This window comes from Burkholderia sp. RF4-BP95 (assembly GCF_001521985.1).
Lineage (GTDB): Bacteria > Pseudomonadota > Gammaproteobacteria > Burkholderiales > Burkholderiaceae > Burkholderia > Burkholderia diffusa.
This window is the reverse complement of record NZ_LOSX01000030.1, coordinates 1-23,887: the sequence shown is the minus strand read 5'-3', so window position 1 is coordinate 23,887 and position 23,887 is coordinate 1. Positions and strand designations below refer to the sequence as shown.

Below are 23,887 nucleotides of genomic sequence, written 5' to 3'. Positions count from 1 at the left end.
GTCCCCACTACTTTGGTGGGGACTACTCTGGCAACTTCCTTTCACATCGTCGAGACGGTGCTGGGGACACGCTTACAGTGAAATCGAGGTAAGCGAGCAACAAACCTGGCGTGCGGCGCGGCCTCCACAGATAGCGGATCCGCCGGAATGCGATGGTTCTCGGCAACCGCGTCCCAAACGGCCCCACGCATCACGCGTGCCCTCTCTATCAACATCGCGAGCTCAAGTTATGAATTCTCCGTCGTTGCATTGCGCAAATTGTCTGCCGCTGAAAACACAAGTGCGCGCTTTTCGTCGACAGGCCTCTCACTCTCATCAATCAAAGTCGCGATCCGGGTAAGATCGTCTGCCACCCGCATCTTGACGTGATTCATATCCTCAACGGAAAGCCACGGGGTTTCGGGGCGCTGCGCTTGCGGCGCTTCGGACGCGCATGCAATTTCGACGATGTCTGCGCGCATCCGATCCACTCCGGTTACGCTCTCGTCTACCGCACGGGCCAACTGTGCGGCAGTTTCGAAGTTGAAGGTGGGCGGTGAAGCGCGCGAAACACCGGGTGTGACCAACGTGATCCCTCTTCTTTGAGAGATTTCCCTCTTTCCCGGCTGCGCTTGTCGCGCTGCCAATTTTTAATCACATCGGCAATCACCGACTCAGCTGTCGCCTCACAACGACCGGCGTCTCGAGCAGTGTGGCCGACAGACACACCAACTCGAATAGCCAGATCACTCAGACGCACGGGGCAGAAATATCCTTGAACCTGAGATGCCATTCGTTACCCCCCCCAGCAGCGTTCGAGCGATGCGAGCGTTACCGTGAAATCAATGTCCGACTGGCTCGCGATTGCCGACGAACCGAAGGCCACCCGCACGTCGCATACTTGACGAAGTGCCCTTCTAGAAATACATCATACCCAAACAATCGCTCGCCCCAATTCCCTCCTTTTGAGTCCTCCGTATCACCCGGGTTTTGCCCAATGCGCTGCTTGCCAGGTGCGAATTGCTACATCTGCGATTAACCCATCGTACGATGCCGCGGACCAAAATACTCACGCGTACCCACCACGAGAACGCATGCCTTGACCTATCGCTCTGACAAAAAGATGTATCTCGCGAGCATTTTTTGAAAGTATCGATTCGACGGAGTTTTCATAATCCTCAATATGATTTTCGCGGCCTGTCCGGACTGACCAACAGACGGGGCCGCGCGCCGATCAACATGCCAGAAATCACTCAAGCGATGAACGACTACGAACAACTCCGAGCTCAAGCCGAAGCCCTTGCGCAAGAAGTAGAACGCGTGCGGCAGCAAGAACGAGATATCGCACTGAATGACGTGCGCGCCAAAATCGAACAGTACAGCCTGTGCGTCACGGAAATCTATGATCCGGGCCAACTACACGCTCTGCGCCACCGGTTGAATCCCCGCAAGATCGAACCGAAATATCGCGACCCGCTGACCGGTGCCACTTGGACGGGGCGCGGACTTGAGCCTCGTTGGATTCGCGGGCGCAATCGGCAAGAATTCCTGATCGGGTTAAGTCAGCATTTTGCTGCAGCATCCGGCAAGTGAACAACAAGGCGACACACCTCTCCTGCAACTTGGCGAGCGATACGTTCCGTACGCCGCGATCCAATCTGTCGCCCCGCAACCGCAAACGCGCCGTTCGCATCCACGGAGGAGCACATGAAACCTGACAACCGATTCTCGGTTATGGGCCGCGCATTTGCCGCAAGCATCCTATTGCTCACCTTGCAAGCCGCTCACGCAAACGGCATCTATGCCCCCTACGTCGATGTCTCGCTCTACCCAACACCGCAAATCGACCGGATCGGCATGACCCAAGGCATCCAGCAGTTCACCCTCGCCTTTGTTGTCTCAAACGGTCGTTGTACGCCATCTTGGGGCGGCGTACAACCGATCGGCAATGGCGCAACCAGCGATCTCCTGACCATTCTGACCCAATCCATCGCAAATTATCGGGCCCATGGCGGCGAAATTGCGATCTCGTTCGGCGGCGCAGGAGGAGTTTCCTTGATGCAGACGTGCACGACGGTCTCAGCATTGAAAGCGGCCTACCAGACCGTAATTGATACCTATCACCTGACCCATCTCGATTTTGACATCGAAGGCCCTGCGCTGACGGATGCGCCAGCACTTGAGCGCAATTTCCAGGCCACCGCCCAACTAGAAGCTGACTACGCGGCGCGGGGTGAATGGCTACATGTCTCGATTACGCTGCCCGCGATGCCGACCGGACTGACGCCCGCCGGGCTGAAGGCACTGAATATGGCCATCGCAAATCACACCACACTGGACACCATCAATGCCATGGCGATGGACCATGTTTGGCCGCACCTCGACATGGGCACGGCAACGATCAGCGCCGCCCAGGCCCTGTATGCCGAACTCTATACCGCTTACCGGTCTGCCGGCCAAGCCAAAACCGATCCCGAGCTGTGGCAACTCGTCGGCGTGACCCCTATGATCGGCAGAAACGACGCAGTTGCCGAATTTTTCACGATCGATAATGCTCAACACCTTCAAAAAGTGGCCATGGACAATCACTACGGTTTCGCCTCCAGCTGGTCGGTGAGTCGAGATCGCTCATGTCCAGATCACGCGACATACACTTCCCCAACCTGCTCGGGTATCGTCCAGGAACCCTATGCGTTCGCATCGATTTTCACCGCCATTAATGGCCATTGGGGAAACGGGGTTGTCCGTGATCCCGGTTATCGAGGCTCTGCGCCCACTGACACTTCAACGCGTGGTCTTTCAATCGGTGCGATACCGCAGTCACCCTAATCACCCATCTCGCGCAAACCGATCCAATCCGATGAAAGCTCAACGACGAACTTGGTCGGATGGATGCCCGACTCGCGATCACGTGGCCGAAGTGATATTCACTCACCGCACTTACTCCATCGTGACATACGACTTGATGACCTGTTATGCATCTCATATACCGGAGCGATGACCATCCGGCCGACATATTCACACCCGACAGACCCCTGCTCACTCAACTGGAGATCATTATGCCGCTCACCGCATTTGGCAAAGCCATCCGACGCGCCAGATTCGACACCGGGCATACGCAAATGTCCATGGCTGCCCAACTGGGTACCTCGCCCTCTTACCTGAGCGCCATGGAGAACGGCGCCAAGGTCATCACTACCAATTGGCTCCAGAGAATTGAGCGCTTCTTTGCAAAGCAAGGGCTGTACGACCTCAATCTGCCGAAACTCGCCGCGATTTCAAACCCATCCTTGCCACTCGATGGGTTGCCCACGTGTCAGCGGATGCTTGTTGTCGAACTCGCGCTGTACTTTTTTACCGAGGGCGAAATCAACGAGATCGGCCAGTTCGTCGAACAGATTCAAATCCGCCGGCTTGTATCAATGCCTGCTTCCCCGGCAGTCCATCTGTCAACCATCGGGAACGCCCCCTCCGCCCCAACTCAACAGCCTGTCCGGGAAGCCTCGTCGCGACCAGTAAATCACGCACAAGGTGACTGCGCATCCACAATCCCGATATCCCGTGAGGTTCCGGTCGTGAAGCCCGTTTCCGCGGCAATCGCAACACAAGCTCGAACACCCCGTCGTGACACGTCAGATCCATTTGTCATCCGCCGCCCTCAGGATCCCAAGGAGGTCGCGTAAGGCATTGGACTGCAACAGTTAACCAGATAGGCAATCTCCTTGGTCGCGCTCACGCAGCGTGCCGGCGCCGCGATCCGAAGGTAACACACGTCTACCAACGGATACGGCGCCCCACCATTAGATCCAGCCATGCACTTGTCGGAATGAAATTCGTCGATGTGGCCGACGGGCAGGCCGTGCAACCCATATTACCGCGCTTGATGACAATTCCGATACGATCAGCTCTCATACGGCACGCATGCGATTATGATGCTTGCAAGCTCGTCTCGACATGTCCGCCGATTTCCACCGAGGTATCGAATGGTCGACCGCAGCCTCAGCACACACCCGATAACCGAGCGCTTCAGCGCGACCCACTGAGTGAAGTCGGCGCTCATTGTACAAACATTATCCGTCGCTGCATCCCGCACCGCGGACCTTCCGATGCGTGCGTGGGCGAAAATCACTGCCGCACTTCTGTGAAATCGGACAAGCACAAGAACGCTAGACGGCAGCACTATCCGGGCGAGCGGATTAAGCCACACTCCGAAGTAGAGCGTGCCCCACCCATGAACAAATTTTGAAAGCACGGCACCATCAAGCATCCGAGATTTTTATCTTAAATTCTCATTAATCCACTTTACAAAAAGAAAATCCGCCCCTCGATGCTTTAATCGCCACCGCTTTAAATACAAAATACTTTAGGAGCTATGTGTCGCAATCCATCTCAAGCTTCCGCATGATCACGGACGGTTCGAGTCCGTGCGTCAGAAACTGAAGCCACGTGGGTGCCCGTACAAAATGCAGCACGTATATCGCGCGATCTCCAACCAATTCCCAACCAGAAGGCCGCTCCAGTTGCCGGTGATTTTTTGGATCACTTGGGATATGAACAAGGTGGTCGACGGACATGACAACGCACTCAGGTGATGACCGTCCTACTGTCGTCGAAGCAGCGCCGACAACGATGAATGGCAATTCAATGTCGCCGCATATCAAACCTCCCGTCGAAGGATGGCGCTTCGGAATTTTATCGAGGCGGCTTGGGAATTCGTCAAAAAGGCATTCTAAAATGTGAATGACAGCATGCAGTGATGTGCGGATACCCGCGCTCGGCGCGAGCGGTCGAACTGCTGATACACATGTAGCGTTCCGAAGGCTGCGGGCAGGCCAGTGAGAAATCGCACCGCCTGCCGCAGCGCTAACCGCTATTACCGCACCCCATCCACGCCACTGCCGAGCCGCCTACCGGCGCGCGGCTCGACATACACGGTTTCGCCTGCCCCCAAAACTCCCGGCACGCTCGCCATCCCGAGCCTGCTTGCCTGACTGGTTCGACAATGTGCGTCGATATCTTGTCATCGTCAACAAGCTCGGCACGGCGACCCACGCATCTTGTGCGACTCGTCGGCGCCTCCCATGTCCTCACTACCCGTATGATTCTCCATGCGCATGATCCCAAAGCAACGACGCAACAACCCAGAATGCGCGGCTATTCACTTTCCCCGGTCACGGGCAAATTAATGTAGCAGCACTGTCAATGGCAAAGTCATCACGCAGATCACTTTGCCGAAGACATTCACAACACCGTCTACACACAACTCATTTTTACAACCAACGAAAATCTGTCAACGACCAACACAAATCAACCAATTTTCAAAAAAACACCCCATCAAAGAAAACCAAATTAATAGATGCGTCGTCATCGAGCAATTCCACTATTCCAATTTTTGATCGCCTGCATTATGATGCACCCACTCGGCACCAGTCGCTTTCAGAAAACCCGAATCAACTCCCATGATCAAAATATGAATGAAACTTAACGCCCTGCCAGTTTATAACCAACTCGCCTCCACCCTAGCATCACTCATGCCCTCGAAGTATGGCCACTCACCCCGCGGGGGTCACAACGAAAATACTCGGCGACCGTGCGGTCATTTTTTTGAAAAAGAATTCCAACCTCACTTTGGAACAGCACATCGCCAATCACTCAAATATTGAGAATTTCTTATATTTTAGAATATTCACCTACGACGACGATTCAAATCACCTCCATGATTTCATGTACGGGCATTCGCCCCTGCACATATTCACCCGTATAACTTCCCCACTCGAGCCAGCATGTGCGGCCGCTCGCCCATCTCACGAGGCCTTCAATCATGAAATACTACCGACGTATCCCCTTCATCATCTGCCTTGCCTTGAGCGCAACGCATGTTTTCGCGGCCGATGGCACAATCACGTTTACAGGCACGATCAATAGTGAAACCTGCCAAGTGACCGTTAGCAATGTGCAAGTCGTATTACCAGCAGTTCAAGCGGCCACCCTGAAAGCTGATGGCGCGACAGCAGGCGACACGCGTTTCGATATTCAGTTGACGGGCTGCGATCCTCAAGCCAGCAATAGTGTGCGCGCAGCATTTGCGAGCGATACCCACATGGATCCTCAGACGGGGAATCTCATCGTCGATCATGGCGATGGAGATGCCAAGAATATCGAGATCGGGTTGCGCAACCTCGATCATTCGCCGATTCACGTGGGAGGTCCAGCCGCCGCCCATGCGTTCCCGATCAATCAGGACGGGAACGCAAGGCTCACGTATATTGCCCAATACGTGGCGACCGGCGGCGCGGCAGAATCAGGCACGGTCAAGAGCGACGCCACCTTCACGTTGAACTATCAGTGACGCCGGGCGCGGAAGGTACGCTTGCTCTGTTTGCCAGTTCCAATACCCTATCCGCGCCCGATGGTCATTCCCAAACCAGCAATGTCAATGCCGCGCGTTTAGTCATTGTGCCTCGCACGAAAGAGATAACTAGCCCCCGTCGTCGGTTAACCATCTGATTGGTGCGTTCGCTTGCAAAATAGGCTCACACGCCTATCGTCGGCGCGTCCACCGACCACCTTTCCTTCGAGGACCGAACCTTAACCCTATGTGACTTGCTGGCCTCATCGCGACCACAGCCACAAGCGATCGTCGCACACGCACACCCCACGCTCGCCTCGCCAAAACAGGCTATTTTTTTGCGGAAAACAAGCACTATCCGATTTCTTTCCGCATATTCACCCCCTTTAATAGAATTGGCCGTGGCGAGTTCCACCCTCTCTTGTCACGACTTGGCCCGAGAGAGTAAATTTATTTGCCGCCCCCGACGGGCGGCATTTTTTATGCGCTGAACACGTGCAACATATTCGGGAGGTAAGCCGCCTGTCTAACCTGACAGTGGTGAATGAAACTTGTCAGGACAAACATAAGGGCGCCGGGCGCGGGCAACATGACGGCAGCGGCAGAGCTTTGCATGCGGACGTTTCCGGGATTCGCCTTCGGGCCCAGGGTGCCTAAGGCGTTACCTCTCATGAAGCAGATTCGGGAGGTGCCCAAGGCGATATAACCCAAGCGCTGACTTAGCGTCGCGCGGCCGCTCCCTTTAGGCAAACGTCCAGCTTGCCCCCGGACACTGCAAATTCAGCCATTGCCTCGCCAATTTCAGAAACATCCGATAGCACCCAACTCGATAGACGAACATACTTTGTATGTGGGCACTGCATGCTCACTACTCTAGACGCCCTCTAGATCTCTCAAGGCTATTGGCCGCCCCGTTGGGGCGGCATTTTTTTGTCCCGTCGACACGCGGCAACAGATCGCTCAACCAGCATCTAAATCATGCGAACCTTTCCCTCCTGAGTGCCACCTACTGGTCACATTCGGACCGCACCGAGCGACCCCAGCCCATCAAGCGAAATTCAACGGCTTCGCCTGACCTGCCCGGCATCCGTATCAGCTCCGCCAATACCGATTCAGACCACCTCGATCGGCGGCAGCGAGCATTTTTCAGGCAAAGCCGATGCCGGTGACGACATGGAATCAGACTTTTCCACCCGCCAATCCGAAACGGCTGATTTTTGCGCGCATTACAAATTTATAACATTGATCGACGGGGAAGGCTTGCTTGCAAGGTACAGCGCTCGATTCGGCGCCCAATCTCATTTTTCGACCAATCATATCGCAAAGTAGTCTCGCGTTTACCCTGACACCCTCAATCCCAATTGGGCTCATCATCGTTTATATAATCAAGGAATATTATGGAGACCGATAATCAGCCGAAGTTGCGCAGCCGCGATTGGACTAATCACTTGAGCGTGATGCGAACTATCCCATCGCTGGTTGCAATTGTAGGTGCACTTACCATTGCCGCCGTGATACCGGACAAACGGTCCGCGGATTCACCACCCAAGCTATACACGATCCAGGGCGACGTGTTTCCGATCGGCTGCACCACGCAACAAGCGCTGCAGCGTCTTGTCACATCCAGCAATCCGCAACATTCCGATATGACTCTGGGCGATGCGCGTGCGACCGCAAATTCCGGTCACTGCGTCGCATTCTCCGCGGGCGAGCGGGTTCGTCTGGTGGACGAGCGGCCAGGTGTCGGATTTGTCAAGCTTCAACGCAACGCCAACTCCCAGGCTTACTGGGTGATGAAGGAGTTAGTGGGCAAACCACAGCGGAGCTAAATCCCGCCCGTCATCCGGACAAGCGTGGCAGATCTCGGCAAAACGCCACAAACCTGAGCAATCGAATCAGGCTGGATTGGGCCCGCGAATCAGCGCGAGGCCCATCCAGATCGCGAATACCGCCACCTTGGCCACCCACGTGGGCGCTGCGTCGATCAACAACCAGAACGCCCCGTGCCAAATCAGCGGCATGTCATTCATCGATTTCCCCTTCCGATTTCCCTGTCGGCCAGCATCGCGTTACGAACCGCTGGTGCTGGCAACCGAGGTCGTGGATGCAGGCTGCGCCCCCCCCGGCACGGGCGTGTGATCGGCCTGCATCGCAGGCATTGCACACACCTGCGCCGTACCATGCCCCTTGCCGTCGGTGGTGAAACCAAAGCGGCACTGATCACCCGGTTTGTTCGACCAACGCACGGTCAGCGGGTCCTTCGGCGACACGCCACGCACATACACCGTGCCGCCCTGGCCGACCACCCCCACCTTGTTGCCCTTCACATCCAGCACATCCGCACCCATCGGCACCGGCTCGCCGTTGGCGCGCTTCACGCGCATCACCACCGGTGCCCCTATCTTAGTCGCGAACTTCGCCTCCACCACTGCCCCGGCACGTGGCACCACGTCCTCACTGGTTTCTTCCAGTTCGGCGTTGTCCGACATCTGGCTCGGATCCAGCACCAGCGTGTTCTCCCGGTACGGCGTCAGGAATGGCACGATTGCATAGCCCGAGCCATCGACCGTCACACCCGGCGTATTCGTGACCTCCGCGCCCTTGGCGCCGTCGGCCCTGACCAGGCCGATCGCGTCGTCGGCGCCCACGGCCTGCCCGAAGGTGATGCCGCCCTTGTGTACCACGGCCGAGCCTGACATACCGAAGGACAGCTGGCTGTTGCCGTCGCTTGCCGACGCCGATGCGTTGACGGTACCCTTGGCACCGTTGTACGTACCGTACGCGCCCACCGACTTCGACTGCTGGTCACCCGCCGAGTAGCCCGCGTTCAGACCGTAACTCCACTCGTTATTGTGACCTGCCGTGCCGCTCGCACTCGTATTGAACGTCGTGCTCTTCTTGCCTTGCGACACAGACATATCCAGATCCGAGAACAACGGATGGCTATCCATGCGGTGGCCGCCCAGCGGAATCGACACACTCGCGTAGATCTGGTTGTTCACGTTGCCGAATGCATCCCGCACGCGCTGCAGCGACAGACTGTAGCCACCCCAGTGCGTCGTGCCCGAGTAGCCGATCTGCATCTGCAGGTCATTGCCCGGACGATTCCAGTAGTCGGTGAGGCTGCCCATCGCGTAGAGCGATCCCGTTCCGATCGGCTGGTTGATGTTCAGTTGCACCCGGCTGCGCGAACGGTACAGATCCTGCGCCGGGTAAGACCCGAGGCTGGCGGCATTGCGGGCATTGACCGCGTCCTGCAGGCTATAAAAACCTGCCGTCGAGTAGCGATACGCGGCCACTGTCAGGTTCGTGTCCGTCTTCGGCAGGCTCTTCGCGTAGCTCAGCCGCCAACTCATCCCGGTCTGCGTCGGACCGTACGGGATCGACGTACGTGCTCCTGTCACGTCCAGCGCGAATGCGCCGTACGGAGTGTTCAGCGCCGCGCCCAGCAGGGCGGCCATATACCCCTCTGACGCCTGCACGCCCCCGTAGCCAGTGATCAGATTGTTGAGGCCCCGCCGATAGATGCCTTGGAATATGTATGGATGCGAATGCGGGCCTTCGCCGTAACCGCGATACTGACCCGCCGCAAAGCTGTACCGGCTTGCGCCGGCACGCAGCAGCTGTGGCACCGTCGCATAGGGCACCGAATACGTGCGTTTGGTACCGTCCGCCTCGGTGATCGTCACCCGCAGGTCGCCACCGTAGCCGGTCGGGTTCAGGTCGCGAATCGCGAACGGGCCCGGCGCGACTGTAGTCTGATAGATCACATACCCATTCTGGCGGATCTCGACCTTGGCGTTGCTGTGGGCAACACCCCGCACGACCGGAGCATAGCCCAGTTCCGAATCCGGCAGCATTCGCTCGTCACTGCCAAGTTGGATCCCGCGCAACGCAAAACTGTCGAACGTGTCGCCGGTCGTCGAACTGTCGCCCAGCGTCAGCGTCGACTTCCACTTGGTCAGGTCGCGCTGTGCATACGCATCCAGTTGTTGCCACTGCATCCCGCCATGTTCGTCGTAGTTCAGCGTTGAACGTTCACGGAACCGCCACGCGCCGACGTTGACGCCCGCCATCAGACCCAGATACATGCTGTCGTTCGGCGCGCCGTTGCCCATCGAGCGATAGGCGTTGAAGTCGTACTTCAGGATGCCGGCCGTAATCCCCGAGTCCCAACGAGACGGCGGAATCCATCCGCGGTCGGTGTGGCGCAGCGCAATCTGCGGAATGCTCAGTTCCAGATGCTGGTCGGACGCATCATAGTGAAGGGACGCGCCAGGAATCCGCTCCGCCAGGTTCACGCACTGCTGCGCGTCGCCCTTGGCGGACGACCACTGGCTCATATCGACACCGGCCGCCTCGAGCAGCTCGCGTGTCACGCACGGCTGCGCACTTCCCTTGCCATGCGCCGTAAAATCCACCGCTCGATGGCCGATCAATTCGCCGTTGACGTACAAATCCACCATGTAGGTGCCCGGCATCACCGGGTTGTCGTGCTCAAAACGCGTCACATCGACCGCCTGACCCGACAGAAAGCTCGGATCGAACTGCACGTTTTGCGCATCCTGATCTGCTGTTGCCGGCTGAGACGTCTCCGCGTGCGCGGTCGCCGTCAACCCCAGCAGCAAGATCGCCCATCCATAGTGATTCCGCACGTCCCTATTCCCCTATGTCTTGCGCGCGACGCGCGCGATTCATTTACTGTGCCGTTGCCTTGCCCTGCGTCGTCGCACCGTAGTCATTGATCCACGAGTAATCGACCTGCATCGGTCCGGTCGGCCGTTGCTTGACCTTCGCTAACGGGAAATCCATCGACGTCATCGGCTTAACCATGCCCTGACCGGCATCGACCGCTTGTCCGCCCGCCTGGAGCTTGATCGAGTCGTACGACACAGAGAACGGCGTCGGGTTGTCGGCGTGAAGCGCAAAACCGCCCTTGGCGCCTGGCACCACCGACCATTTGATTTGCTGCGGACTGTCAGCCGGCGAACCCTTCAACCCATTCGGCCGGAAAAACAGCTTGATGCGAGTGCGATAAGCCAGTTGCAGCGCATTACTGCCATCGGCGTTTTTCGATTTCGGCGGGATTTCCAATGCGTTAAGCCAGTAAACCGATTCGCGGTCCTGGGCCACGGCTTCGTGCGTGTATGACAGTCGCAGCGTCTGCCCTTTATTCGGATTCAACCGGAAAATTGGCGGCATCAGCGTAAATGGCACCTGGATATCCTGCGGATTCGCCTTTGCATCGCCGTTATCGATCCACGCCTGAATCAGTTCGGGCTGCGTGCCCTCGTTGGTCACGCGCACGTCGACTTCCTTGCTTGCCTCGGGATACACGACGCGCGTGCCCGACAGGACAATACCGGCGTGCGCGGACGTCATCAGGCAGCACGCCAGCATGCCAGCCAGACTCAATACTCGTTTTTTCATGGTGATCTCCTGATTCAAAGGCCGGAGATCCGTTTCCAGCGGATCTCCGCACCTGCGCTCATTACTGGTAGGTCAACGTGAAAGTCGCGTTGGCATTGACATCACCCTTTCCTGCCGCACCGGTTGCGTAGTACTGCGCATAAAACGGCATCGTCGCACTGCCACCATCGTCAATCGCAATCGGAGTCGACGACGATCCGTCGCCAACCTTGATCACTGAATAGTCCCCGTTCAGCAGTTGAACATTCACGTTTTGTGCACCAGCACTGGTACTGGTCAGCGTTCCAGTGTTCGGATCAAAATACTGGCTCGAGAACGAGGTGGCGACCTTCTTGGCGGCGTCGGCACCATGATCACAGCCCGTCACGTGAATCGCGAAATATTGTTGACCGGAAGTATCCCCGGCAGCATTCAACGTCTGAGCCTGGACGGTCGGCAACGTCACGGTCTTGGTTTTGTCAGCGTCGCTGACCTGGCACGTTTGCGCGTTCACCGAGCCTTTAAATGTCAGCGTGCCGTCACCTGCAGTTGTATCCGCAAACGCATGCGTGGCGCACATGCCAAGTGCAATCATCAGCGGAAGTTGTCGAGCAAATTTCAAAATAGGGACCTCACAAATAAAAAAACATCTGCTCCGGAAGGAGCTCACCGGCCTGCGAACTGGCCGACCTTTCAGGCATGCGCCCGGATATACTCGCCGCCAGGAAGACCCAACAGCGAACACAACACTGCATCTCTCGTGTCAACTGTGCGTTAAATGCATCAATTACTACATAGGACTACTATTTATTTTTGTACTGAACGTGACGATGTCACGATAAATATACAGATTTTTAGAACAAGATATCCTTCAGAATTATTCGTACGATAACGTCAGGGTCGCCTGGGCGTCCGCTTCGCCGCCTTTGATTTTGTCTTCAGTTTGGTAGTAAATCGCTCCGAACTTCAGATCGATGGCTTGATTGTCTTGGTTCGGTTGATACTTATTGATCGGAACATTTTGGCCAAGCGGGATGGAGGCGTTAGTGTCACTATCCAAAACCCGGACCCCCACTCCCGACGCACCGTCCGCATTCGACAATGTCATAACGCCGTTATTCGCATCATAGATACTCGAACCACCTGATGGGTTTAATTGATACGATAACGCCTTGATCCCCGCCGGGCACGTCATCGACACCGTAAAAGCAGCCTGATGCGCGTCATCCGTTCCCTTTCCGTGGAATGCCGATATCGGAATATTCGTGCCCATGTCCACTGGAGCTACCGTGTTAATCGTGCAAGGCGGGACCTTGATCGAACCCTTAAAATTGATTGTCGCCGAGTCCCCGCCATCGGCAAATGCATGAGTTGCACACAATCCCAGTGCAGTCGTCAGCAAAATCTGTTGGATAATTTTCAAACTGAACTCCTCAAAAAATAGAGGGATAAAAACGCGACTCCATTCAATGAAGGAGCATTATCATGCTACACACCGGAACAGATCCGGATATCGAGTCCGGTCAGCTCCCCCGATACCGACTCCATGCATCTCGGCTTGCTTACGTGGCTCCATCATCAAACAACGGGGCTCGATACAGATCCTATTTTGATGGAAAACACTAACCGACCTGCCCTGTCTTGGCGAAACTTGTCGCCCCAAGTGCGTTGGGGTTTGCGGCGACGAGCCACACACCCACACTATCGGCTACCCAAGGGACGCATGGAACACCCAAGCCAATTCACCCAGGAAATCCCTGCAACTCTGAACCGTAGTTTGAACGCCCTTCTTTCCCGCTCAATAAATGACACCGAACGAATGAAAGCGACATCACCCATTATGCCGAACTGCCCAGCTTTCAAAAATCGGGTATCAGACGAACGCCGACAGGAAAATTCTCAATCCAATACAGGAAAAATCCCATTCTGTTTTGCGCGGCAGCCAAGTACACATACTGCGAATGGGACTGAACCCTACCCGGCAAAATATTTAATTCTGGCGTGGCAACTGGGCATGACCCACCTATTCCGGTCACAATGACAAGGCAGCCTTATCTTCGCGTCGCTTAGTCGGCTCAAAACTCGCTTGCCCCTAACGCCCTTGCCGGGAAGTCGCTTATCCCCGGTCAAACATGGTGTTCACGATGGCATTGCGGAGCCCACGCTCAACTTTCACATACTTTAATAAGAAGAAAAATGGCGGAATGTGTCACTGCGCCCTAGTCATATGCATCGTAAGGACTGCTTGTGCATCCGCCGCTCCGCCTCCTTTGACTTGAGTGTCGGCCTGGATATCGCGAGCCTTGAAATCAACCTGAATCTGTCGATTATCTTTCCACGGATCGCACTGGATTACCTGATCGCTTTTCCAAAGCGGCATCGACGCATCAGGCGAACAGTTTGTAATTTTCACACCGGCTCCCGATGCGCCACTTTAATTCAACTAAATTGCTCCATTTTTTGGTCACCGACTACCTCCGAACCACCAACCTGATTAAATTAATAATACGCATCACTGAAACCCGCCGGACACGTCATCGACACTTCAAATAGCGCAGGAGTGGACATCGACCCCACGCCGCGAAAGGTCGCCGAAGGGACATCGCCCAAGCTCACTGATGGTACTGGATCAATTTTTCATAATGGGATCCGCTATCCAGCGAATCTGACGACAGAAGATCAGCAACAACGAGACCCATTTTCCAATAAGTCGAAGCTACAAAAAATCGGCCACCGCATGAGTTGAACTCAGAATAATCCGAAACATGTTTAAGGATAGTTATATTTTCAGCATCCCAGACCAAGATGCGCGCCTCCTTCGACACGACACCGCATTCGCAGGCATCATGATCTGTCGAGCCATAACGCTACGATGACCGACCATTCCGAGACCGTCGCTCCTATCACGCCGCCCCACCCCTAAAGCGAATTTCATCCGCGACGCAACCGACTGTTAAGTCAGTCGCTTCAGAATAACAACGTATGACCGTGCCGCCCGGCATGCCATTTTCCTGAAGTCCTTTCCACGGAGCAGCCCCATATGCTCAAAATCGTCCGGCTTGCCCTGGCACGACCCTATACGTTTATCGTGCTCGCGATGCTGATTCTCGTCGCAGGGCTCCTGGCCGCGTTGCGCACCCCCACCGACATCTTCCCGGACATCCGCATTCCAGTCATCAGCGTGGTCTGGAGCTACGCCGGCTTGCCACCGGACGACATGGCCGGACGCATCGTGACGCTCTATGAGCGTACCCTCGGCACCACCGTCAACGATGTGCAGCACATCGAGTCGCAATCGTTTCGTGGCTATGGGATCGTCAAGATCTTCTTCCAGCCGACCGTTGATATCCGCACCGCCACCGCGCAAGTCACGTCGATCTCGCAAACGATCCTCAAGCAGATGCCCCCCGGCACCACCCCCCCGCAAATCCTCAACTACAATGCGTCGACGGTGCCCGTGCTGCAGATTGCGCTGACCAGCAACACGCTCGACGAGCAGCAGCTCGCCGACTATGCGAGCAACATCATCCGCCCGCAGTTGCTGAGCGTTCCCGGCATCGCCATTCCGACGCCCTACGGCGGCAAGACGCGTGAAGTCCAGATCGATCTGGACCCGCAAGCACTGCTCGCGAAACATCTGTCTGCCGAGGACGTGGGGACCGCCCTCGCGCAACAGAATCAGATCATCCCCGCCGGCACGGTCAAGCTCGGCCGCTTCGAGTACAACATCAAGCTGAACAACAGCCCGCATGCGATCGCGCAGCTAAACGCGCTACCAATCAGGTCGGTCGACGGCACGACAATCACGATCGGCGACGTGGCGCACGTGCGCGACGGCTATCCGCCGCAAACGAACATCGTGCGCGTGGATGGCCATCGCGCGGTGCTGATGAGCATCCTCAAGAACGGTTCCGCGTCGACACTCGACATCATTGCCGGCGTCAAGTCCAGGTTGCCGCGCATCGAGCAAACCCTGCCCGCCAGCCTGAAACTCGTCACGATGGGTGATCAGTCGACCTTCGTCAAAGGCGCCGTCAGCGGCGTCGTGCGGGAGGGCGCAATCGCCGCCGCGTTGACGTCGCTGATGATCCTGTTGTTTCTCGGCAGCTGGCGCTCGACGGTCGTCATCGCTGCGTCGATTCCGCTCGCAGTGCTCGCAGCGGTGGCTGGACTGGCCGCGTCCGGCGAAACGCTCAACGTCATGACGCTCGGCGGCCTGGCGCTCGCGATCGGGATTCTAGTTGACGACGCCACGGTCACCATCGAGAACGTCAACTGGCATCTCGAGCAAGGCAAGGACGTTCGCACGGCGATCCTGGACGGTGCGCTGCAGATCGTCACGCCTGCCGTTGTGTCGCTGTTATGCATTTGCATCGTGTTCGTGCCGATGCTGCTGCTCGACGGCGTCGCCCGCTTTCTGTTTGTACCGATGGCCAAGGCAGTCATATTCGCGATGATCGCGTCGTTCGCGCTGTCGCGCACCTTCGTGCCGATGCTCGCGCAATACCTGTTGCGGCCTCACGCTTCGCAAGGCCATGCGTCGGGTCAACTGGCCGCCCTGATGACGCCTCGCCACGCGAGCCCCAGCGGATTCCCGTCGCACAATCCGCTGGTGCGGTTTCAGCGCGCCTTCGAGCGTCGCTTCGAAAGCACGCGCGCCGTATACCGGATCGCCCTCGGTCTCGCGCTGACTCATCGCAAACGATTCCTGGTTGTGTTCGGCATCGTGGTGGCCTCATCGTTTGCGCTGGCGCCTTGGCTGGGCCGGAATTTCTTTCCGGACATCGACGCCGGAGAGATCGCGCTGCACGTGCGTGCGCCAATCGGCACCCGGATCGAGGAAACGGCCGCCGAGTTCGACCGTGTCGAGGCCATCGTGCGCCGCGTCATTCCACCCGGCCAACTGAAGGAGGTCATCGACAACATCGGGCTGCCCAACAGCGGGATCAACCTGACATATAACAATAGCGGCACGACCGGTGCCCAGGATGGCGACATTCTCATTTCGCTGGCGGCACATCACGCGCCCACCGCGCGCTACGTGCGCGAGCTTCGCCAGATACTGCCGCGTGCCCTGCCGGGATCGACGGTTTCGTTCCTGCCGGCCGACATCGTCAGCCAGATTCTGAATTTCGGCGCACCTGCGCCGATCGATGTGCAGATTGCCGGTCCCGACCGAGCCGGCAACCGCCGCTACGCCGAAGAGCTGTACCGCCGGATGCGGCTTGTCGCCGGGATCGCCGATACACGCATCCAGCAGGCCGCCACCTATCCGGAGATGACGATCGCCGTCAACCGCACCCGCGCGGACGAGCTCGGCATTACCGAGCAGGACGTCACGAATTCGATCGTCGCGAGCCTGTCGGGCACCAGTCAGGTCGCCCCCACGTATTGGCTCAATCCCCAGAACGGTGTCTCCTATCCGATCGTCGCCCAGATCCCGCAATACTGGATCACCTCGCTGGCGAACCTGCGCAACCTGCCCGTCACCGGACACCTGGGCCAATCCCAGATCCTCGGCGGCCTGGCGACGATCCAGCGCAGCGTTGGCGACGCGATCGTCACGCATTACAACATCGAACCGGTCGTCGACATCTATGCGACGCCCCAAGGACAGGATCTGGGCGCCGTGGCAGGTCGAATTCGCACGCTCATGCACGCCACCGCCAAAGACGTCCCCAAAGGCTCGGTGGTCACCCTGCGCGGTCAGGTGCAGACGATGAATCAGGCATTCACCGGGCTGCTGCTCGGCCTGGCCGGCGCGATTGCGCTGATCTATCTGCTCATCGTCGTGAATTTTCATTCGTGGCGGGATGCGTTCGTGATCGTGAGCGGCCTGCCCGCCGCGCTGGCCGGGATCGTCTGGATGTTGTTTGCGACGCACACCCCACTATCCGTGCCGGCACTCACCGGCGCCATCCTGTGCATGGGCGTGGCCACCGCCAACAGCATTCTGGTTGTCAGCTTCGCGCGCGAGCGTCTCGCGGCGTCCGGCAACGCGCTCGTCGCCGCACTGGAAGCTGGGTTCTCGCGCTTTCGGCCCGTGCTGATGACGGCCCTGGCGATGATCATCGGCATGGCGCCGATGGCGCTCGGGCTCGGCGACGGCGGCGAACAAAATGCGCCGCTCGGGCGCGCCGTGATCGGCGGTCTGCTGTGCGCGACGGTTGCCACACTGGTCCTCGTACCGGTTGTCTTCAGTCTCGTGCATCGTCGCGACACCACCACGTCCTCGCAGCAACCGTCTTCTTCCGAGTTTGGAGCCAACCATGTCCAATGAGATCACCGTCCAGTCGCCCAAGCGCCTACGCCATCTGAAAACCCTCGGCCTGGCCGCCACCCTCATCGCAGTCGGGATCGCAACCCTCGGGATCGCCGACCGGGTCCATGCCAGGCAGCACACCGCCCAATGGTCAGCCGCGCAGGCCATCCCAACCGTCGTGGCACGACGGCCCGCGACCGGCCCGGCCGATCAGGCGCTGGTGCTGCCCGGTCACCTGGCCGCGTTCGTCAACGCGCCGATTCACGCCCGCGTGTCCGGCTATCTGCACAACTGGTATGCGGACATCGGCACGCACGTCAAAGCCGGCCAGCTGCTGGGGCTGATCGATACCCCCGATCTGGATGCGCAGCTCAGTCAGGCACGCGCGGACCTGCAAGATGCCCGCGCCAACGAACAACTGGCGGCGACCACCGCGGCCCGTTGGACCCACATGCTGCAGGACGATTCGGTCTCACAACAGGAGGCCGACGAAAAAACCAGCGACCTGGCCGCGAAGCGGGCAATCGTCGCGGCGCGCACGGCGAATGTCGGACGCCTCACAGCCCTCGAATCCTTCAAGCGCATCGTTGCTCCGTTCGATGGCGTGGTGACCGCCCGCAAAACGGATGTCGGCGCGCTCATCAGCGCCGGCGACGGCGCGGGCCCGGAATTGTTCGCCGTTTCCGACATTCGGCGCCTGCGCGTGTACGTCAGCGTGCCCCAAAGCGACGCGGCCGCCATCCAGCCCGGCATGAACGCAACCCTGACGGTGCCCGAATATCCCGGCATGCGGTTTTCCGCGCAATTGCTGGGCACCGACCAATCGATTGCCGCATCGTCCGGCACCCTGCTCGTCCAGTTGACGGTCGACAATCCGACGGGACGGCTGATGCCAGGCGAATTCACCGAGGTCCATTTTTCGTTTCCCGCCGCACCTGACGCGCTGCGGATACCGGCGAGCGCACTGATTTTCCGGCACGACGGGCTGCAGGTAGCGGTGGTCGGCCCGCACGGACACGCTCGGCTCAAGCCGGTCCGCATCGCCACCGATCTAGGCACCGAAGTCGCGATTGCATCCGGACTCAGCACCGACGATCGGGTGATCGACAATCCGCCCGACTCGCTGGCTGCCGGTGACCCCGTACGGGTCGACTCGCCTGCCGACACACCGGCGACGCGCGATGGAGAGGCGTCCCATGGCTGAACGTCGCCTGAGTGCCGTGCTAATCGGAATCGTATTCATGAGCGGCTGCTCGTTTGCACCGGTCTATCGGCCTCCTGCAGTCGACGTACCGCCGACCTTCAAGGAAGCCGGCGCATGGCAGCCGGCCACGCCGGCCGACCGATTGAGCCGCGACGGGTGGTGGACCGTCTATCGCGACCCGACGCTCGATCGTCTCGAAACCAGGCTGGATCACGCCAATCCGGACATTGCACTCGCACTGGCCCGTCACGACGAGGCAGCGGCAGACCTCAATGCCGTGCGGGCTGGACGCTACCCGGCCTTCGGGCTAGACGTCGATGCCTCTCGCAATCGTGCATCGGCACATTCACCATTGCGCGCCGCACCGAGTGCCTCCACCTATCAAAGCTATACAATCGACGCCGACCTCGACTACGGTCTCGATCTCTGGGGCAAGGTCCGCAATGCCGTCCAGGCGGGGCGTGACCTCGTTCAGGCGAATACCGACGATCTGGCGTCGGTTCGCCTGAGCCTGCAGGCCAGTCTCGCCAACACCTACTTCACGCTGCGGGGGCTAGATACCGAACGCCAGCTGCTCGACCAGACGATCAGCACCTATCAGCGCGCCGTGGCCTTGACCCGGAGCCGTCATGCAGGTGGCATCGCATCGGGCCTGGACGTGACACGCGCCGAAACCCAGCTTGACACCGCACGCGCCCAGGCCGCCGATCTCGACGCGCAGCGGGCGCGGGCGGAGCACGCGATCGCGTCACTGATGGGGGTGCCCGCGTCCTCCTTTACGCTGGCGCCAACGCTCGCGCCCGCGCACCTACCGTCCATTCCGGCCGGACTGCCCGTTTCGCTGCTGGAACGCCGGCCGGACATCGCCGCGGCCGAACGGCGCGTCGCGTCCGCGAACGCACAAATCGGAGTGGCCCGGGCCGCATACTTCCCGGACCTGACGATCGGACTCGACGGCGGGTTCCTAAGCGACACGCTCGCGCCGTGGGTTGCCGCCCCCAACGCGATCTGGTCGCTCGGACCGAGCCTGGCCATGACCCTATTCGATGGCGGCCGCCGCCACGCCGTCACGCAAGCCGCGCGCGCCAAGCTCGCGGAGCAGGGCGCGCAATACAAAGCCGTCGTGCTGCGAGCGTTTCAGCAGGTCGAAGACAATCTTGCACGCCTGCATCATTTCGGCGACGAGGCAGCCGACGAGGGCCAGGCGCTGACTGCGGCGCGCCAGACGCTCAAGCTGGCGATGTCGCGCTATCGTGATGGCGTCGTCAGCTATCTTGATGTCGTCGCGTCACAGACCACTGAACTCAACACCGATATCGCCGCCCAACAGCTTGCAACACAACGCCTGCGCGCCTCCGTGCGGTTGATCGAGGCACTTGGGGGCGGGTGGCGTCGGCCGGCGTGTGCGCACGCTGACGCGACCTCGGGCACGAACGCCACGTGAGCGGCACTGGACGCCGGGGAGCCGGTTATCGAACAGGTCCGATTCCAGCAAAGGGACATGGGAGAGGCATTGCCTGCTCTTGCCGTCCCGGCATGGAGAGTGTGAAACTAAAGGAGCGTGTTGCCCACCAGTGGCAGGCAACACATGGCTTTGGGTCTCGACGAAACTTCGCCAACTCGCCGGCGCGTCCGACGCAGCAGTCCGCTACACACAAAAATCAGCAAAGTCCGAGCAAGCTTTGTCGGAACTCCGATTCACAGGATCCCGTGCGACTGCGAATATAACTTCGCGGGTGAGCACGTTCCTTTTATTACCCGCGCCTCCCAGCCTGGATGACCGCCCGCCCATCGGGCGGTCCTTTTTTCGTCAGCTTATGGGCCCTCCCTTCTTGCGCCTCCAGGTCGCTGCGTTCGGAAGACAGTGGATGACCTCCACGGAGGGCCCACCCACCTGCTCGCGATTTCGCGTCTCAGCTCTGAATAGAGTAAGCGTCCGGTCAGTACCCTCTAGTCATTGAAGTATCGATAAGCACAATAGGTCCCCACCAACGATAGGTGGGGACTCAGCGATGTGCCGAGTTCCGTCTCTGCGCAGATTCATGCCCGTTGACGCCGATCGCACCCTCTACGTGGCAACGGGTTTCTCCGGGCGGGGTTTATAAAGTATGCTCTGCGGGCAGGCAATGCCGTGGCGGTCGACCTGTGCGGCGAGCGCACGGGCGCGTCGGGCCGCTTGATCGATCTGTCCGCGTATCGGCTGCCGGATGAAGCCTTGTTCGACCGGTAATCATGTCATCCTCCTATCCCGAACATCTCGCGGGATTTCGCTTAATGAGAGAGCCTTCAAATGACCGGTTTCAAGGAGCCTGAATTCAATGTGGTGACCTGCACCTCCGGTGCGCGCACCTTTCTCACCAACGCGTTCCTGGTCGAACTGCCGAACGGTGTCGTGGCCATCGACGCCATGATGACCGTATCGGATGCGCGCCAGGTGCGTGACCGGCTAGATGCGCTGCGCAAACCCTTGCTCGCGGTGCTGATCACGCACGGGCATCCCGATCACTACAACGGTGTCGGCGAGCTGATCCGTCGTCTCGACTATGTACCGATCATCGCCACGCAGGGCGTCGACGAGGCGATGCGCCGTACCGACGATGCCAAGGCCGTCAAGTGGCAGCCGGTGTTCGGCGACGATTGACCGACACGACGCACGTTCCCGAATCGCCTCGTGCACGACGGCGACGTGCTGCATTTCGATGGCGTGCCGTTCGAGGTCAGGGAGTTCGGCCCGGGCGAATCGAACTGGGATCTCATCTGGACCGTGGGACGCCACCCGCGTGTCGCCTTCGTCGGCGACATGGTTTTCAACAACGTCCATTCCTTCATGAACGACGGCCATTCGGCGGACTGGCTGCGCAGCCTCGACGCGCTCGAACGTCTGTCCGGCGACATCGCGCTGTTCTACACGGGGCACGGGCAGGCGGACAAGCCACTCGACATGATTGCCGCGCAGCGTGCCTATATCGGGTGCTATCGCGCGGCGGTGGCCCGGCTCGCCAACGGCAATCGCAGCCTGGACGATGCAGGGAAGGCCGAGCTGGAGGCCATCATGAAGCGCGTCCTGCCCACGTCTGACCTCGACGTCTTCATCAAGGCGGGGGCTGATGCCGTAGCTGCCGAACTGGCGTTGCAGGTATCGGACCAGGCCATTTCCGCCGGCCAGCAGGCTCACTTCGAAACTTGAGGTTCATCTCATCCAGTGCGCCGCGGCTCAGTTCAGTATCGGCCAGTAAATTGCGCCAATAGCGGTAAGCGCCTGAGCAGTACCGTAGTTCAGGTTGTTGACGGCTGAGGTTCGCGGCGCTATCGGATGGGCTCGACGCGAGCAGTAGGCGACAGCGACGGTGCGACGTTCCACTGGAGTAGTTCGTCGACGCGGTTGGCCGGATGGTCGGCGATGCGCTCGAGCACGTAGGCGAGATACGCTTCGGGATCGAGGCCGTTCAGGCGTGCCGTGCCGATCAGGCTGTACATCACGGCGGCACGTTCGCCACCGCGAGTCGGCGCCGGCGAACAGATAGTTCCGTCTGTTATGCCGTGTCAAAGCCATTCTCAAATGTCCGCCTCTCGGCTAAGTTGAAATGTCCGGGCTTACGGGCTTGATGTTTGTTTCTCTTGGGTTACAGATCACGCAGTGTCGAAGAGCGGATCCTGAACGGGCAGGGTGCTTACGTGTATTAGCCGGGACTTGATCTGACAGGTAGTCGGACCGACAAAGAACGAGTCATCAATGGGGGATGAGTTTCTCCTTGGCGAGTTCGAGCGAATCGAGGAAAGTACGCATCGGCGTCTTGCCATAACACCAGCGCCCCTGATGTTCTCGTTCATTGTTGTACTGGTCGAGCCACGCATCAAGGTCTGCCTGCAAGGTGGCGATCGAGTCGTAGATCTTCTTGCGAAAGACGATGCGATAGAACTCGTTGAGCATAGTCTTGTGCAGCCGTTCGACGATCCCGTTGGTTTGCGGCGATTTGGCCTTTGTGCGGGTATGGTCGATGTCCTCCAAGGCCAGATACAGCTCGTATTCATGATGCTCGGGGTTGCCGCAGTATTCGGTGCCGCGGTCTGTCAGCACGCGCAGCAATGGAATGCCGAAGCCATCGAAGAACGGGACAACGCGATCGTTGAGCAGGTCAGCCGCCGGCAAGGGCGTCTTGCGATCGTAGAGCTTGGCGAACGCAACCTTCGAGTAGGTATCGACGAAAGTCTGCTGGTAGACACGGCCGACGCCCTTGAGGCTGCCGACATAGAACGTATCCTGCGCGCCGCAGTAGCCCGGACATTCGGACTCGAATTCGCCGTGCACTTCCTTCTCGTGCTTGGCGCGTTCGAGCGCGACGAGCTGCGCCTCGGTCAGCACCCACCCCTCCTGGGCGGATTTGGCTTCCAAGGCCTTCAGGCGCTTCGGCATGGTCTCCAGATCGTGGCGCAACCAGATGCTACGGACGCCTTGGGGCGAGACGGACAAGGCATGCCGTTTGAGGACTTCGTTGGCGATACGCACCTGGCCGTAGGCTGGCAATTCGAGGGCCAGTTCGACAACGGCGGCCTCGACCTGCGGGTCCACGCGGTTCTTGAGCAGCGGCCGGCGATGGGAAATCTCCGTAAGCCGTCAATAAACGACGCCCTACCAATGGTAGGCAGAAGGTCAGATGCTAAGTGTCCGCGTGGACACATGCAC

17 protein-coding genes and 2 pseudogenes are annotated in these 23,887 nt (G+C 58.8%); 10 read left to right on the top strand and 9 right to left on the bottom strand.

Annotated features, from left to right (window positions below):
• Positions 1–227: 227 nt before the first annotated feature.
• Complete coding sequence (locus WS46_RS13740) at positions 228–461, bottom strand: hypothetical protein (RefSeq protein WP_059596263.1); 234 nt, start codon at positions 459–461, stop codon at positions 228–230.
• Positions 462–1,122: 661 nt separating this feature from the next.
• Between WS46_RS13740 and WS46_RS33855 the strand changes: the two genes are divergently transcribed.
• The 5 genes from WS46_RS33855 to WS46_RS13715 all read left to right on the top strand — a co-directional run bounded on the left by WS46_RS33855 (position 1,123) and on the right by WS46_RS13715 (position 8,157).
• Entirely contained in the window at positions 1,123–1,572 is a 450-nt protein-coding gene (locus WS46_RS33855) for an H-NS family nucleoid-associated regulatory protein (RefSeq protein ID WP_244139229.1), read from the top strand.
• 114 nt (positions 1,573–1,686) lie between these two features.
• Positions 1,687–2,808 carry a chitinase gene (locus WS46_RS13730; RefSeq protein ID WP_059530949.1) on the top strand — a complete coding sequence of 374 codons (1,122 nt, stop codon included), beginning with the start codon at positions 1,687–1,689 and terminating at the stop codon, positions 2,806–2,808.
• A gap of 230 nt (positions 2,809–3,038) precedes the next feature.
• Positions 3,039–3,662, top strand: coding sequence for a helix-turn-helix domain-containing protein (locus tag WS46_RS13725; RefSeq protein WP_156437297.1), 624 nt, complete (start codon positions 3,039–3,041; stop codon positions 3,660–3,662).
• 2,138 nt (positions 3,663–5,800) lie between these two features.
• Positions 5,801–6,328, top strand: coding sequence for a fimbrial protein (locus WS46_RS13720; protein ID WP_059690842.1), 528 nt, complete (start codon positions 5,801–5,803; stop codon positions 6,326–6,328).
• A 1,397-nt stretch (positions 6,329–7,725) separates the two neighbouring features.
• Complete coding sequence (locus tag WS46_RS13715; protein ID WP_059530958.1) at positions 7,726–8,157, top strand: hypothetical protein; 432 nt, start codon at positions 7,726–7,728, stop codon at positions 8,155–8,157.
• Between the two features lie 66 nt (positions 8,158–8,223).
• Here WS46_RS13715 and WS46_RS36435 read toward each other — a convergent pair whose 3' ends face one another.
• From WS46_RS36435 to WS46_RS35295, 6 genes are all read right to left on the bottom strand, one after another.
• The gene (locus WS46_RS36435) at positions 8,224–8,358 is read right to left on the bottom strand and encodes a hypothetical protein (protein WP_257127702.1); all 135 of its coding nucleotides are present in this window, start codon (positions 8,356–8,358) and stop codon (positions 8,224–8,226) included.
• A 39-nt stretch (positions 8,359–8,397) separates the two neighbouring features.
• Positions 8,398–10,956, bottom strand: a complete 2,559-nt coding sequence (locus WS46_RS13710; protein ID WP_244139228.1) for a fimbria/pilus outer membrane usher protein — start codon at positions 10,954–10,956, stop codon at positions 8,398–8,400.
• Between the two features lie 70 nt (positions 10,957–11,026).
• Positions 11,027–11,758 (bottom strand): molecular chaperone, encoded by a 732-nt coding sequence (locus tag WS46_RS13705; RefSeq protein WP_059530965.1) that lies wholly within the window; start codon positions 11,756–11,758, stop codon positions 11,027–11,029.
• Between the two features lie 61 nt (positions 11,759–11,819).
• A complete protein-coding gene (locus WS46_RS13700) occupies positions 11,820–12,332 on the bottom strand; it encodes a fimbrial protein (RefSeq protein WP_059530968.1) in 513 nt (170 codons plus the stop codon).
• A gap of 282 nt (positions 12,333–12,614) precedes the next feature.
• A complete protein-coding gene (locus tag WS46_RS33850; protein ID WP_175981728.1) occupies positions 12,615–13,160 on the bottom strand; it encodes a fimbrial protein in 546 nt (181 codons plus the stop codon).
• Positions 13,161–13,946: 786 nt separating this feature from the next.
• On the bottom strand, positions 13,947–14,150 hold the full coding sequence (locus tag WS46_RS35295; protein ID WP_156437298.1) for a hypothetical protein: 204 nt from the start codon (positions 14,148–14,150) through the stop codon (positions 13,947–13,949).
• A 627-nt stretch (positions 14,151–14,777) separates the two neighbouring features.
• Between WS46_RS35295 and WS46_RS13690 the strand changes: the two genes are divergently transcribed.
• The 5 genes from WS46_RS13690 (at position 14,778) to WS46_RS13670 (ending at position 22,390) form a co-directional block, all read left to right on the top strand.
• Positions 14,778–18,017, top strand: a complete 3,240-nt coding sequence (locus tag WS46_RS13690) for an efflux RND transporter permease subunit (RefSeq protein WP_059530974.1) — start codon at positions 14,778–14,780, stop codon at positions 18,015–18,017.
• Positions 18,007–19,203: an efflux RND transporter periplasmic adaptor subunit gene (locus tag WS46_RS13685; RefSeq protein ID WP_059530977.1), complete on the top strand. Its 1,197-nt coding sequence runs from the start codon at positions 18,007–18,009 to the stop codon at positions 19,201–19,203. The genes WS46_RS13690 and WS46_RS13685 overlap by 11 nt, the downstream gene beginning before the upstream one ends.
• Positions 19,196–20,647 carry an efflux transporter outer membrane subunit gene (locus tag WS46_RS13680; RefSeq protein WP_059531032.1) on the top strand — a complete coding sequence of 484 codons (1,452 nt, stop codon included), beginning with the start codon at positions 19,196–19,198 and terminating at the stop codon, positions 20,645–20,647. The genes WS46_RS13685 and WS46_RS13680 overlap by 8 nt, the downstream gene beginning before the upstream one ends.
• Positions 20,648–21,493: 846 nt before the next feature.
• The gene (locus tag WS46_RS13675; RefSeq protein WP_059530980.1) at positions 21,494–21,844 is read left to right on the top strand and encodes an MBL fold metallo-hydrolase; all 351 of its coding nucleotides are present in this window, start codon (positions 21,494–21,496) and stop codon (positions 21,842–21,844) included.
• 30 nt (positions 21,845–21,874) lie between these two features.
• A complete protein-coding gene (locus tag WS46_RS13670; protein ID WP_059530982.1) occupies positions 21,875–22,390 on the top strand; it encodes a hypothetical protein in 516 nt (171 codons plus the stop codon).
• 119 nt (positions 22,391–22,509) lie between these two features.
• Here the strand turns inward: WS46_RS13670 and WS46_RS33845 are convergent.
• Positions 22,510–22,735 (bottom strand): annotated as a pseudogene (locus WS46_RS33845) (transposase domain-containing protein); the annotation flags it as partial.
• Positions 22,736–22,933: 198 nt separating this feature from the next.
• Positions 22,934–23,815 (bottom strand): annotated as a pseudogene (locus WS46_RS13665) (IS481 family transposase); the annotation flags it as partial.
• Positions 23,816–23,887 lie beyond the last annotated feature (72 nt).

Bases quoted from the DNA above. Each gene is read 5' to 3' on its own strand.
- WS46_RS13740 (WP_059596263.1), bottom strand. From the start codon at position 461: ATGCGCGCAGACATCGTCGAAATTGCATGCGCGTCCGAAGCGCCGCAA.
- WS46_RS13730 (WP_059530949.1), top strand. From the start codon at position 1,687: ATGAAACCTGACAACCGATTCTCGGTTATGGGCCGCGCATTTGCCGCA.
- WS46_RS13725 (WP_156437297.1), top strand. From the start codon at position 3,039: ATGCCGCTCACCGCATTTGGCAAAGCCATCCGACGCGCCAGATTCGAC.
- WS46_RS13720 (WP_059690842.1), top strand. From the start codon at position 5,801: ATGAAATACTACCGACGTATCCCCTTCATCATCTGCCTTGCCTTGAGC.
- WS46_RS13715 (WP_059530958.1), top strand. From the start codon at position 7,726: ATGGAGACCGATAATCAGCCGAAGTTGCGCAGCCGCGATTGGACTAAT.
- WS46_RS36435 (WP_257127702.1), bottom strand. From the start codon at position 8,358: ATGAATGACATGCCGCTGATTTGGCACGGGGCGTTCTGGTTGTTGATC.
- WS46_RS13705 (WP_059530965.1), bottom strand. From the start codon at position 11,758: ATGAAAAAACGAGTATTGAGTCTGGCTGGCATGCTGGCGTGCTGCCTG.
- WS46_RS13700 (WP_059530968.1), bottom strand. From the start codon at position 12,332: ATGATTGCACTTGGCATGTGCGCCACGCATGCGTTTGCGGATACAACT.
- WS46_RS13690 (WP_059530974.1), top strand. From the start codon at position 14,778: ATGCTCAAAATCGTCCGGCTTGCCCTGGCACGACCCTATACGTTTATC.
- WS46_RS13685 (WP_059530977.1), top strand. From the start codon at position 18,007: ATGTCCAATGAGATCACCGTCCAGTCGCCCAAGCGCCTACGCCATCTG.
- WS46_RS13680 (WP_059531032.1), top strand. From the start codon at position 19,196: ATGGCTGAACGTCGCCTGAGTGCCGTGCTAATCGGAATCGTATTCATG.
- WS46_RS13675 (WP_059530980.1), top strand. From the start codon at position 21,494: ATGACCGGTTTCAAGGAGCCTGAATTCAATGTGGTGACCTGCACCTCC.